The following is a 12887-nucleotide window of genomic DNA, read 5'->3' as shown; positions in this document are numbered from 1 at the left end:
GCCGGTTAGGCTAGCCGGGTGACTTCATTCGAGCCCATCACCCTGACCGGCAAGTTCGTGACCCTTGAACCGTTGGCGCCAGAGCACCATGACGGTTTGGTGGAGGCTGCCCGCGACGGTGACTTGTGGAAGCTCTGGTACACCTCTGTGCCCACGCCGGAGGGGATGGCCGCGGAGATTGATCGTCGCCTGGCGCTTCAGGAGGCGGGTTCCATGCTGCCGTTCGCCACACGATCCAACGCAACGGGCAAGGTCATCGGCATGACCACCTACATGAACATCGATGCCGCGACGCCTCGCGTGGAGATCGGCTCCACGTGGAACGCGGCATCGGTGCACGGCAAGGGAACCAACCCGGATTCCAAGCTGTTGCTGCTGCGTCATGCCTTTGAAACCTTGGGCTGCCCGGCCGTGGAATTCCGCACGCACTGGCTGAACCAGCAGTCCCGGGACGCCATTGCCCGGCTCGGCGCCAAGCAGGACGGGGTTTTGCGGAACCACTCGCGCACCAAGGACGGCGTGCTTCGGGACACCGTGGTGTTCTCCATCCTTGAGCACGAGTGGCCGGCGGTGCGGAACGGCCTGGAGTACCGGCTGGCCAAGTACGGCGCATGACCGGGGACAGCAGCGAATACCGCAAGCCCAGATTCAGCCTCCGCACTGCAGTCATCACCATCGTCCTCGGCGTCTTGTGGCTGCTTGTCATGAACAATGCGGCGCCACCCCAGGGGACCGTGACCGTGCAAGGGACTGTGGTTGAGCAGAAAATAAGCGGCAAAGGACTGTGTGAACCCATCGCTGATGTCGAAGTTGGTGGCGTCACCTACCGGACCCCGCCAGGCACCAGCGCAAAGCCCTGCGCGTACGAGGTAGGGGAGTCCATCGATGTCAGCTACCATCCCGATGACGTGGCCGGAACGCTCGAAATCCCCCTTGAAGGTTCGTCAAAGAAAGCGGTGGCTCTGCTTCCGCTGCTTGGCGTAGTCCTGATAATCGGCGGCTCTGTGTCGTTGGTAGGAAACATCCTGTACCGCCGGCGCGTCAAGGCCTGAGAACACCGTGCTGCAGGCCTTTGCCCCGCTAGCCGGCAGTTCGCCACGGTTCCGCCCTTGTGTGCTTAGCTGGCTCCTATGGACGGGATTTCTTCAGCTCACCAACATGTCCACTGGGACGGCGCCGTCAATGCATGGAAGATTGCCGGGGACGTGTACCGGATGGGCCGCCACGAATGGGTCACCGCGGCGGGTTGGCAGCAAATGTACGACGACGGCGTCCGCACCGTGATCGACCTCCGCGCCTCGCGCGAGCGGCGGCAACGCGACACGGATCCCGAAGTGCCCGCCGAGGTGAAGGCGCGCATCGACGTCGTCCATTGCCCAACGGAAGATCCGGACCACAGCCAGTTCGGTGAGCTGTTCGGCCCCTATTTGAAAGACCCGGCGCAGTATGGCGACTATCTGCAGCTGTTCGGGGACAAGATCGCCGCCGTGTTCAAGGCGATTGCCGCCTCCCCAGGGAAGGTGGTGGTTCATTGTTCGGCCGGCCGGGACCGCAGCGGAATGATCGCGCTGATGTTGCAACGGCTTGCCGGCTTAAGCGACGGCGAAATTCTTAGGGGATACGAGCTCGCTGCCCGCGGTATCAACGAGCGGCATCGGACCCACGGGGCGCCCCACGCGCATGATCCCTACCTTCCAGGCGAGCAGCTGGAGGCTATGTTGGCGGAACGGCTGGCTAGCCTGCGGGTCTTCCTGGCATCGGTTGACGTTCCTGCATTCCTATCGGCGAACGGGGTTTCGGCGCTGGAGTTGAGCGCTGTCCGGGCCAAAGTGGGGGCCGGGGCGGACCTCCGGGGCTGAGAAATAACTGCTGTACTCTCCCGGGCATTCATGTACCCTGTATATATTACCGAACGGCCGGTCAGTAATGTTGATCTCCGACAATGCATGACCGTGCCGATTTCATGTGCCTTGGAAGGACCCGTCGACGATGACCACTACCGCAGTCGCCCCGGAAACCACAGCCGTTGCCACCGTCCCCAGCTACGTCCAGGATGCGTGGTGGACTCCTGCACCTGACGCGCAAAAAGTCCCGGTCCGCGATGCCAGCACCGGAGAAGTCCTGGCCAACGTGAGCACCGACGGACTGGACCTTGCCGCCGTCGTCAATTACGGACGCACCACAGGCCAGACGGAACTGGGAAAGCTGACTTTCCACCAGCGGGCGCTCAAGCTCAAAGAGCTGGCAATGTATCTCAACGGCCGGCGCGAAGAGCTGTACGCGTCCTCCTCGCAGAGCGGCGCCACCAAGATCGACAACATGATCGACATTGACGGCGGCATCGGCGTGCTCTTCACGTTCGGCTCAAAGGGCCGCCGCGAACTGCCCAACTCGCAGGTGGTGGTGGACGGTCCCATGGAGATACTGTCCAAGGACGGCTCGTTCGCGGGTGAGCACATTTACACCCGCATTCCCGGTGTCGCGGTGCAGATCAACGCCTTCAACTTCCCGGTTTGGGGCATGCTGGAAAAGTTTGCTCCCGCGTTCCTGGCCGGCGTCCCCACCATTGTGAAGCCGGCGACGCCCACGGGCTATGTTGCTGCTGACGCGGTCAAAGCAATCGTTGAGTCCGGAATCCTCCCCCCAGGTTCGTTGCAGCTGATCTCCGGCTCCGCCCGGACCATCCTGGACGAACTCGACTACCGCGACCTCGTGTCCTTCACCGGGTCGGCGTCCACCGCCAACTCACTGAAGTCGCACAACAATGTGGTCCAGGGCGGTGTCCGCTTTACGTCCGAAACCGACTCGCTCAACGCCGCCATCCTCGGCCCCGATGCCGTTCCCGGCACCGCCGAGTTTGACGCCTTCGTCAAGGCCGTCGTCACCGAAATGACCGTCAAAGCCGGGCAGAAGTGCACCGCCATCCGTCGGATCATCGTCCCTGCCGCACTGACCGCCGACGTCGCTGCCGCCGTCGGGGCCCGGATCAACGAACGCGTCGTGCTTGGCGACCCGCGCGCCGAGGGCGTCACCATGGGCGCCCTCGCGTCCCTGGAACAGCTCGCCGACGTCCGCGCAGCTGTGCAGTCAATGCTCGACGCCGGTGGTGAACTTGCGTACGGATCGCTGGAATCGCCGTCGGTCACCTCAGTTGGCGGCGCCGTGGGCGTGGTGGAAGACGGCGCGTTCATGTCGCCCGTGCTCCTCAGCTGGGCCGACGCCGAAGCCGAAGAAGTTCACTCGCTGGAAGCTTTCGGGCCTGTTTCTTCGGTGATCGGTTACGCAGACCTTTCCGACGCCATCCGGCTCGCTGCCCGTGGTTCCGGCTCTTTGGTGGCTTCCGTGTGCACCAACGATCCCGCCGTTGCCCGCGAGCTTGTGACCGGAATTGCCGCTCATCACGGCCGCGTTCATATGCTCAACCGTGAAGATGCGCGGTCCTCCACCGGCCACGGTTCACCCGTGCCCCACTTGGTCCACGGTGGCCCCGGCCGCGCTGGCGGCGGCGAGGAACTGGGCGGCATCCGCTCCGTCCTGCACCACATGCAGCGCACGGCCATCCAGGGCTCGCCCAACATGCTCACCGCCGTCACGGGCCAGTGGCACACCGGCGCCGACCGCAACTTCACCGTGGAAACCGAGGGCGAGCACCCGTTCCGCAAGTCCTTGGCGACGCTGCGGATCGGGGATGCGGTTCGCTCGGAGCTCCGGCAGGTTTCCCTGGAGGACATCACTGCTTTCGCGAACTCCACTGGCGACACCTTCTACGCGCACACCAACCAGGAAGCCGCCGAAGCCAACCCGTTCTTCCCGGGCATCGTGGCACACGGCTACCTCCTGCTGAGCTGGGCCGCCGGGCTGTTCGTGGAGCCGGCGCCGGGTCCCGTCCTGGCCAACTATGGCCTGGAGAACCTGCGCTTCATCACCCCCGTTGCGGCGGGCGACTCAATCCGCGTTACTTTGACCGCCAAGAAGATCACGCCGCGCGAGACCGACGAATATGGCGAGGTTGCCTGGGATGCCGTGCTGACCAACCAGAACGACGAGATCGTGGCAACCTATGATGTCCTGACCCTCGTGGAGAAGTAGGCCCCCTTTCACGGCAGCACGATGCTTCCTCCCGCTTCGGCGGGAGGGAGCATCGCGCGTTAACCCACCCTCGATCACATCCCAAGTGCTTCACCCCGACCGTCGATCACATCCCAAGTGCTTCACCCCAACCGTCGATCACATCCCAAGTGCTTCAGCCTGACCCTCTTGCACATCCCGGGCGCTTCACCCCAACCCTCCTGCACGTTTCGGGTGCTTCAGCCCAACCCTCCGGCAGGTACCGGTGCATCAACCCAACCCTCGATCACGTCCCAAGTGCTTGGGCCTGACCCTCGATCACGTCCAAGTGCTTCAACCCAACCCTCCTGCACACTTCGGGTGCTTCAGCGTGACCCTCGATCACATCCCGGGCGCTTCAGCCCAACCCTCCTGCAGGTTTCGGGTGCTTCAGCGTGACCACATTGCAGGCCCCGGTGATAGGGCCAATCGTCAGAATCGACGTTCCTCCACCCTGGACGGCGGGCTCTGAGTTGTGCCATGAGTAACCGTTTAAAGCTCTCGACGGCGGCACTCGGCAAAGCGGCTCGGCCGTGGAGGGGTGGTTCGTGAGTGAGGGTTGGCCGTGGAGGGGTGGTTCGTGAGTGAGGGTTGGCCGTGGAGGGGGTGGTTCGTGAGCGAGCGTCAGCCCGGAAGGGGGTGGGACGTGAGCGAGGGTCGGCCCGGAAGGGGGTGGGACGTGAGCGAGCGTCAGCCCGGAAGGGGGTGGTTCGTGAGCGAGGGTTGGCCGGGGAGGGGGTGGTTCGTGAGCGAGGGTCGGCCCGGAAGGGGGCGGGACGTGAGCGAGCGTCAGGCGGCCGTGTGGAGCCCGTCGAAGGCCATGGTGATGACGTCGTCGGCGAGCTTTTCCGGGGACAGCGAGCCGCCGGGCTTGTACCACTCGACGATCGAGTTGATGGTGCCGAACAACAGGCGCGTGACGGTGCGGGGATCGATGTCCTGGCGCAGCGAGCCGTCTTCCCGGGCAGCCGAAATCAGCTCAGCCACCTTGTGGTCGAACGCGCGCCGACGTTCCAAAGCGTCCCGTTCGATCTCCGTGTTGCCCCGCAAGCGCAGCAGCAGCGTGACGAACGGCAGCCGGTCCACCAGCACGGCAATGGTCTGCCGCAGGACGAACTCCAGCCGGGCATCGGCCGGCCCCGAAGTGGCGGCCGGCTCTTCAAGAATTGCTTCCAGGCCACCCAACGCGTGGTCCAGGGCGAGCTTCAGGAGATCGCCCTTGGACGGCACGTGGTGGTAGATGGCTGACTTCGAGATCCCGAGGTTCTCGGCCAGGATGCCCATAGACGTAGCGTCGTATCCGTGGCGGTTGAAGACGTCGACGGCGATGCGGAGCACCGACTGCTGGTCATAACCGGGCCGTCCGCGCTTGGTGGTGGTCTCAGTAGGCATGCTGGCATTTTCTCACGATCTCCGCGAACGGAAGTGACTCAGCCCTTCGGACGAAGGTCGTAGATGCGGCGGAGCTTCCCGTTGGAGCGCTCAAGGGATCCGGGCTCCACGACGTCAACGACGCAAGATGACCCAACATGAATCTTGATCTGCTCACGCAAGGTGTGTGCCGCCGTCGTGCTTGCCTCTGAAGAGACTGACTCGCGGCGTTCAATCCTGACCGTCAGCGAGTCCATGCGTTTGCCCTCGGGGCGGGTGATTTCGAGCTGGAAGTGGGGGCTGAGCTCCGGGATTCTCAAAGCGATTTCCTCGATCTGCGAGGGGAAGAGGTTCACGCCGCGGAGGATGATCATGTCGTCGCTGCGGCCGGTGATGCGGCCCATGCGGCGGTGCGCCGGGCGGGCGGTGCCGGGGAGCAGACGGGTGAGGTCCTTGGTGCGGTATCGGATGATCGGCAGCGCTTCCTTCGTCAAGGACGTGAAAACAAGCTCGCCGGGTTCGCCGTCCGCAAGGACTGTCGAGTGGTCGAAGGGGTCGATGATCTCCGGCCGGAAGTGGTCCTCCCAGATGTGGCAGCCGTCCTGCGTCTCAACAGCCTCGCCGGCAACGCCCGGGCCCATGACCTCGGAGAGCCCGTAGATATCGCAGGCCTTGATGTTCATGGTGACTTCGAGTTCGTGGCGCATTTCCTCGGTCCACGGCTCTGCGCCGAGCACCGCGTATTTCAGCGACGTGGAGGTGGGATCGACACCCATGTGGGCCATGGCGTCGGCGATGGTGAGCAGGTACGTGGGCGTGGCCAGGATGGCGTCCGGCTTGAAGTCCTGGATGAGCTGGATTTGGCGTTCGGTCTGGCCGCCGGACATCGGGATGACGGTGCAGCCAAGGGCTTCGGCGCCGGCATGGGCGCCCAGGCCGCCGGTGAAGAGCCCGTAGCCGTAGGCGTTGTGGACTTTCATGCCGGGACGGACACCCGAGGCCCGGAAGGAGCGGGCCACAAGCGTTGCCCAGTTGGCGAGGTCGTTCTTGGTGTAGCCGACAACCGTGGGCCGTCCGGTGGTGCCGGAGCTGGCGTGGATGCGGGCAACCTCATTCTGGGGCACGGCGAACATGCCGAACGGGTACTCCAGGCGGAGGTCTTCCTTGGTGGTGTAAGGGAACTTGCCGAGGTCGCTCAGTTCGCGGAGATCGGTGGGATGCACGCCGGCTTCGTCGAACTTGCGCTTGTACAACGGCACGCGGTCGTAGGCGTAGGCCACTGTGTGCTGGAGGCGGGCAAGCTGCAGGGCCTCGAGTTCGTCGCGGGAGATGGTCTCTTCACGGTCCAGCACAGCATCCTGGGAATCGGGAGTAGCTGGTGCGGCCACGGTGTTCTGCGTCATGGGGGTTCCTACTTCTTGGAGATGGTACGGCTGCGGCCACGGAACTCAGCGATGAGCTCCCCTGGCTGGGAGTCGGACGGGGCGCCGGGGGCGGCGGCGTCGGCGGCTGCGGCGAAGATCTGGATGTCGTACAGCCCGCTGCGGCCGGTGCTTGCGCGTCGGTTCGCGACGGCGGTAATCACCTGGCCTTGGAAGGCCGGCTTGATGAAGTTGATGTCGACGCCGGAGGCCACCGTGATGGAGGCGGCCTCCTCGGGCGTTGGGTTGGCCGGGTTGCAGGCCAGTGCGAAGGCGGTGTCGCCGAAGGCGAAAATCATGCCGCCGTGGGCCATGCCGAATCCGTTGAGCATTTCCTGCCGGAGGTGCATGCGGATGGTGGCGTGGCCGTCGTCGAGCTTGAGGACCTCGATGCCCATCCATTCGGACGCGTAGTCGTTCGTCAGGATGTGGTGCGATGCACCGGAGAGGGTTGTTTCAACCATGCGTCATTGCCTCCAGCTTTATTTACCGAATGTTCATTAGGTAATCCCAGATCGCGCCACGTGTCAAGACTGGGCCATGATTCGTCCGGGCCTAGTAGCCTCGAGTGCATGCCCGAAATTGAGCTCCCGATTCTCACAGACCGCCTGATCCTGCGTCGCTTCGAGGTGGATGACCTGGACCGCTTCCATGGATACCAGTCGCTCCCCGAAACCGCGCGGTTCCTTTTCCGCCACGAACTGACCAAGACCAAGTCCATGGAAGTCCTTGGCCGTTACGCGAACTTCGAGTTCACCAAGGAAGGGGACTGGGTGTGCTTGGCCATCGAGCGCCAGGACCAGCCCGGCCTGATAGGCGAGGTAGTGCTGAAGTGGCTGGAGGGCACCGGGCAGGCCGAACTGGGGTGGATCCTCCACCCGGATGCACGTGGCCACGGCTTCGCCACGGAGGCGGCCGAAGCTGTCCTGCGGCTGGCCTTTGAGCAGCTGTCCTTCCACCGCGTCGATGCCAAGCTGGATGCCCTCAATGAAGGCTCGGCAGGGATCTGCAAACGGCTGGGCATGCGCCTGGAGGCCACCCTGGTGGACAACTGGCACTACAAGGGGCAGTGGGCCACCGAGAACATCTACGCGATCCTGGACTCGGAGTGGCGCAACCGGCACCATCCATGGACCCGGAAAATCAGCTGACGGGCCACGCCGTGTGATGCTTCAGCTGCTCGGTCAGCTGTGCCGCGGCAAGGGGCCTGCTGAAGTAATACCCCTGCCCGCTGGTGCAGCCAATGCCCAGCAGATACTCGGCCTGCTCCGCAGTTTCGATGCCTTCCCACACGGCCTTCAGCCCGCACGCCCGGATGAGCTGCAGGACTGCTGCCAGCAGGGCAGGCTGTGAGGGATCGCTTCCCAGGGCCGACAACAGTGTCCGGTCCACCTTTACCGTGTCCACGGGCAGCTGCCGCAGGTAGCTGATGGAAGAGTAGCCGGTACCGAAGTCGTCGATTTCCAGCCCGACGCCCAGGCGGCGCAGGCTGTTGAGGGTGTATCGGTCCAGGTCGTTTCCCTGGATGACGGCGCTTTCGGTCAACTCCAGGACCAGGAGCGAGGGCTCCAGCCCGGCCGCCCCCAGGGCTTCCCGCACGTCCTCGACAAACTCCAGCCGCTGCAGGTCCGCCGCTGAAACGTTGATGCGCATGTTGAAGTTGTGGCGCGCCGTGAGGGGGTCGCTGCGCCAATGCTTCAACTGCTCGACGGCGGTGCGGAGCACCCAGCCGCCAAGATCCGAAATCATCCCTGTCTCTTCGGCGATGGGGATGAATTCATCAGGCATGATGAGTCCCCGGGTGGGGTGGTTCCAACGGACCAAGGCCTCGACGCCCTCTATTTCCCTGGTGTCCAGCCTGATGATTGGTTGGTAGTGGAGCACCAGTTGGGATCCGCTGATCGCTTCTTTGAGCTCTCCCACAAGTTGGTTCCGCATCTGGCGGGCGTGCAGCATCTCCGGTTCGAAGATCTTGAGTTTGCGGCGTCCGTCGGCCTTGGACTCATACATGGCGATGTCCGCTTCCATCATGAGTTCCTCCGCGCGTTGGCCGGGGTCGGCCATCCGGAGGCCCATGCTGGCACCGCAGCGCAGGTGCTGGCCCTCAATCTCCATTGGCTCCACTACCTCGGCCAGGATGCGGTTGCCGATCACCGCGGCTTCGCTGGGGGTCACGCCGGGGATCAAGACGGCGAATTCGTCACCGCCCATTCTGGCCACCATGTCCTGGTCCCGGACTGCGGCGCTGATCCTTGCGGCAACGGTTTCAAGGACTTTGTCGCCGATGGTGTGGCCGAGGGAGTCGTTGATGGCTTTGAAGCCGTCCATGTCCAGCAGCAGGATGGCGGCACGCTTCTTGCCGTCCGTCCCGGTGGCCTGGGCTTCGTTGAGGGCGGAGGCGAAAGCGGAACGGTTGTGGAGGCCCGTCAAGGGGTCGGTCATGGCCATGCGCCGCATGGCAAGATGCGCTTCGTTGAGCTGCTTTGTCCGGGCCTGCACGCGTTGTTCCAGCTCTTCGTAAACGATCTGGAGGTCTTCGGCCAGGAGGTTGGTGCCCATGATTACGGCGTCGATCTCGTCGCGTGCGTCGGAGATCTCGATCCTGGTGGTCAGGTCCCCTGCAGCGAGCCGCACGATCCCTTCGAGGAGTTGCCCCAAGCGGGGATCGCTCCCGGAATACATGCTTGCCTCGGCCACGTTCACACCCCGTGGGTGCCGTCCTGCAGCCCAACGGTCTGCTGCAGGTATTCGCGAACGGCCGCGCTTCGCTCGGGCAATGCGGCCTGGTCGAAAAGCCTGGCAGCGACGTCGCAAGCGGCCAGCCCGTCCTCGGTACGGTCGGAGTCCAGCAGGGCCCTGGCAAGGAGGAAGTGTGCTTCGGCCGCCGTTTGGGTGGCCAGGACGGAAGAGCGGGCACTCAGGGGCTCAAGGATGGCGAGTGCTTCCTTCAGGTCCCCGATGAGGAAGTTCCAGTGGGCGCGGACCAGCGACATCTCCAGGTGGTCCCGTTCGGATCCGCCCACGATGTCCGTGGCCAGCTCTGCCCGCTCAATGCAGCGCAGCGTGGCGGCATCGTCGAGTTTGGCCTGCAGCCGCATTTCCGCCGAGGCGCGGTTGAAGCGCGCCCATAGATCAACGTCCTTCGACGGCGAAAGCCTTTCGGCTGCGAGGTCGTGGTACCTGCCGCCGTCGGTCACGCGGTCCGCCAGGAACGCGACGTTTCCGATCACCCAGTAGCCCTTGCCCGCTGTGTCCTCATCGACGTCGTCGGTTATCAGTGTCTCCAGGACAAGGCATTCCCGCCAGGCGTCATCGAGCATCCGGCTTTCTGCCAGGGCTGCGATGAGCGCCCTTTGGGCGAGGATCTGCACGTACACCAGATCGGAGTCCAAAGAGGCGAGCTTCGCGGCATCGGCGGCGGTGGCGGCAGCCTCCGCGAGCCGGCCCAGGCCCTGGAAGGCCACGGCCACCATGGTTCCGGCTTTGGCGCCGAGCTCGGGCGATGATGCGGTGATGCTGTGGTCCTTCAGCTCGGTGGCCTGGTGCAGGAATTCCTCGATCCGTCCTTGATCACGGAGGCATTCGGCTTGCAGGTACCGCATGTTCCACCACGACTGGTCATCCCCGGCGTCGGCGGCCAGCTCCGCGGCTTCACCCGCCAAGCGAAAAGCCTCGTCGAAGTCCCGTTCCTTCCATTTGGCACGCGCCGTGAGACCGGCCACGAGGTGCGAGGCGAGGTGGGGACTATTCATGTGCCCATTATCCATGTCATTGCCGAAGAAAAGCTCGTATAGTTTGCCCCGTGACTTTATTCAAGTCACAGTCACCAATTCGCATCAGTACGAAAGGGCATAGCGGATGAAAAAATTTGCGGCAACCCTGCTCATGGCGGCGGTTCTGGCAGTAACGGGATTCGCTGCTCCGGCTAATGCCGAGCCTTCGCAGGACAGCACGGCAATCGGCTGGTGGCCGAACAGCACCACCACTACGAAGACGAACACCACCAGCATCGGGTGGTGGCCGAACTAAATATTGGGGGAGCCTCTCGAGGCCACTTGACATAAAATTGATGCCCTGGGTTGCTGCCCGGGGCATCAATTTTTGTTTCTGAATGTGTCGTGCATTAGTGACTGCCCGGGTTTGTTGGGGACGCGGCATTGACAGGGCTGTCACAGGGGTCCGCCGCTACGGTCCGCCCACGGGGAGCTCAACGGACACCGTGGTCCCCGAGCCGAGCGTGGAGTCAAAGACCATGCGGCCCATGTGGCGGCTGATGATGTCCTGTGCGATCGCGAGGCCCAGCCCGCTGCCGGGAACCGCCGCCGAGGTGGCATTGGAGGCGCGGTAGAAGCGGGTCAGGATGTGGGGGAGGTCGTGTTCAGGAATCCCCAGGCCGTTGTCCGCGATTTTCACCAGCGCCGCACGTTTTCCATCTTTGGAGGAAGATACTGCGCTGCTGATACCCACGCGGCCGCCCTCGGGAGTGAACTTGATGGCGTTGGCCACGATGTTCGTGAAGACCTGTTCCAGCTTGGCCTCGTCGGCAGTGACTTCGATGTCCTCTGGTCCTTCTGTGACTGATACGGACACGTGGCGTGACTCGGCCAGCGGACGGAGGGTTGCCACCACCACTTGGAGGAGCTTGGCGATATCCACCGGTTTGAGGTCGAGGTTGCTGCCATCCTGCATGGACACCGTGAGCATGTCCTCGATGAGCTTCCGGAGGCGGCTTGAGTTGCGGGCAATGACGTCCAGCATCTTGTTGATGCCTTCGGGAACTGGCCCGCCGGAACCATCCTGGATCATGTCCAGGTAGGCAGTGATGGACGTCAGGGGCGTCCGTAGCTCGTGGTTCACGGTGGCCAGGAAGTCAGTCTTGGCCTTGTCCAGTTGCCGCAGCTGGTGCAGGACGCGCTGCTGGGCGCTGATGAGGTGGCCTTGGATGAGTCCGTGTGCCACGTTCCCTGCTACGTGCTGCAGGAGCGCGATCTCGGGGCGCGTCCATTCGTGGCGTTCCTGCACGGTGGACAGCAGGATGATGCCCATGGCCGAGGCTCCTTCGCCCACGGGCAGGAGCACCGTGGACACCGGATTGAGTTCGCTGGACCATGCTTTGAGGGCCTTGGCGATGTCCGATTCGGGGTCGTCGCGGTGGTCCGTTACGGCCAGAACATCGGCCTCGGTCCAGAGCTTGTTGGCCACTTCAATGATGGTGCTTCCACTGTCGCCAAGCCTGGCCGGAAGCAACGGCCGGCCGTCGCGGCTCCATTGGGCGCGGATGGTGGGGACCCGTTCGTCTTTGAACGTCGCGAACCATACGTGGTCCACACCCAGGGCTTCGCCGAAACCGTGGACAACCCGGTCTGCGATCGATTGGGGATCGTTGGTTTCCCGGATGGCCGAGGAAACCCTTCGCAGGCCTTCGCGCAGGGCCTCGATCTCGCCCCGGGAGCGGGCACGTTCCTCGGAACGGCCAATCAGTGTCCGTACCCGGTGTACGATTTCCCCGCTGCGGACCGGGCTCATGACGTAGTCGGCAACCCGCAAGGCGTTCACCGCTTTTACGTCAAGGGAATCTTCCTCGCCGAGGATCAAAAGGACCGGAACCCCAGGGCTGCGGAGGGATTGGCCAAGCGCGTTTTCGCAGACAACCACCGTGGGACTCTCGTGCTGGAGCAGCCAGGCCAACTCCTTGGCGTCATGGGCGGCGGATACGCGGAAGTCCGCGGCGGCCAGCGCCTCCGATGTCGCAGCCAGGCGGCCCGCATCTGAATCCGCAACTACCGCGGAAAGGAAATGCTGTACTTCGGCACCGTTCCGGCCCACAGGGCCCCCTCCCTTCCAACGACCAACCACGGAAATTGCGGATGTGGCAACACCCTATCAGCGGCATGACGCGGTGCGGGCGCCCCGCGGAAAATGCGCCGGATGAGTCGTGGGCCACGCTTTACTTTGCCCGCCCGATTCGACAGCCTTGGGGGAGAACCG

12 protein-coding genes are annotated in these 12887 nt (G+C 63.9%); 6 read left to right on the top strand and 6 right to left on the bottom strand.

Annotated elements, in window-relative coordinates:
* Positions 1-18: 18 nt before the first annotated feature.
* The 4 genes from AB0N72_RS16470 to paaZ all read left to right on the top strand — a co-directional run bounded on the left by AB0N72_RS16470 (position 19) and on the right by paaZ (position 4089).
* The gene (locus tag AB0N72_RS16470) at positions 19-615 is read left to right on the top strand and encodes a GNAT family protein (protein WP_363932915.1); all 597 of its coding nucleotides are present in this window, start codon (positions 19-21) and stop codon (positions 613-615) included.
* The gene (locus tag AB0N72_RS16465) at positions 612-1052 is read left to right on the top strand and encodes a hypothetical protein (protein WP_363932917.1); all 441 of its coding nucleotides are present in this window, start codon (positions 612-614) and stop codon (positions 1050-1052) included. The genes AB0N72_RS16470 and AB0N72_RS16465 overlap by 4 nt, the downstream gene beginning before the upstream one ends.
* A gap of 78 nt (positions 1053-1130) precedes the next feature.
* On the top strand, positions 1131-1859 hold the full coding sequence (locus tag AB0N72_RS16460; protein ID WP_363932920.1) for a tyrosine-protein phosphatase: 729 nt from the start codon (positions 1131-1133) through the stop codon (positions 1857-1859).
* A gap of 130 nt (positions 1860-1989) precedes the next feature.
* Entirely contained in the window at positions 1990-4089 is a 2100-nt protein-coding gene (gene paaZ / locus AB0N72_RS16455; protein ID WP_363932922.1) for a phenylacetic acid degradation bifunctional protein PaaZ, read from the top strand.
* Positions 4090-4896: 807 nt separating this feature from the next.
* Here the strand turns inward: paaZ and AB0N72_RS16450 are convergent.
* The 3 genes from AB0N72_RS16450 to AB0N72_RS16440 are packed head-to-tail and all read right to left on the bottom strand — an operon-like array spanning position 4897 to position 7363.
* Positions 4897-5499, bottom strand: coding sequence for a TetR/AcrR family transcriptional regulator (locus tag AB0N72_RS16450; RefSeq protein WP_089596031.1), 603 nt, complete (start codon positions 5497-5499; stop codon positions 4897-4899).
* 38 nt (positions 5500-5537) lie between these two features.
* The gene (paaK, locus tag AB0N72_RS16445) at positions 5538-6881 is read right to left on the bottom strand and encodes a phenylacetate--CoA ligase PaaK (RefSeq protein ID WP_363932926.1); all 1344 of its coding nucleotides are present in this window, start codon (positions 6879-6881) and stop codon (positions 5538-5540) included.
* An 8-nt stretch (positions 6882-6889) separates the two neighbouring features.
* Positions 6890-7363, bottom strand: coding sequence for a hotdog fold thioesterase (locus AB0N72_RS16440; RefSeq protein ID WP_363932929.1), 474 nt, complete (start codon positions 7361-7363; stop codon positions 6890-6892).
* Positions 7364-7471: 108 nt separating this feature from the next.
* On the opposite strand from AB0N72_RS16440, the gene AB0N72_RS16435 reads away from it, so the two are divergent.
* Complete coding sequence (locus AB0N72_RS16435) at positions 7472-8050, top strand: GNAT family protein (RefSeq protein WP_363932932.1); 579 nt, start codon at positions 7472-7474, stop codon at positions 8048-8050.
* On the opposite strand, the gene AB0N72_RS16430 is transcribed toward AB0N72_RS16435, so the two are convergent.
* Both AB0N72_RS16430 and AB0N72_RS16425 read right to left on the bottom strand, forming a co-directional pair.
* Complete coding sequence (locus tag AB0N72_RS16430; protein WP_363932934.1) at positions 8043-9596, bottom strand: EAL domain-containing protein; 1554 nt, start codon at positions 9594-9596, stop codon at positions 8043-8045. The genes AB0N72_RS16435 and AB0N72_RS16430 overlap by 8 nt on opposite strands.
* Positions 9597-9598: 2 nt before the next feature.
* Entirely contained in the window at positions 9599-10651 is a 1053-nt protein-coding gene (locus tag AB0N72_RS16425) for a hypothetical protein (protein WP_363932937.1), read from the bottom strand.
* A 106-nt stretch (positions 10652-10757) separates the two neighbouring features.
* On the opposite strand from AB0N72_RS16425, the gene AB0N72_RS16420 reads away from it, so the two are divergent.
* Positions 10758-10928 (top strand): hypothetical protein, encoded by a 171-nt coding sequence (locus AB0N72_RS16420; protein ID WP_162239598.1) that lies wholly within the window; start codon positions 10758-10760, stop codon positions 10926-10928.
* Positions 10929-11084: 156 nt separating this feature from the next.
* Here the strand turns inward: AB0N72_RS16420 and AB0N72_RS16415 are convergent, their stop codons facing one another.
* A complete protein-coding gene (locus AB0N72_RS16415) occupies positions 11085-12725 on the bottom strand; it encodes an ATP-binding protein (protein WP_363932940.1) in 1641 nt (546 codons plus the stop codon).
* Positions 12726-12887 lie beyond the last annotated feature (162 nt).

The organism is Paenarthrobacter sp. NPDC089307 (genome assembly GCF_040685055.1).
Lineage (GTDB): Bacteria > Actinomycetota > Actinomycetes > Actinomycetales > Micrococcaceae > Arthrobacter.
Note: the sequence above shows the minus strand (reverse complement) of the source record. Positions and strands in the feature narration are given on the sequence as shown.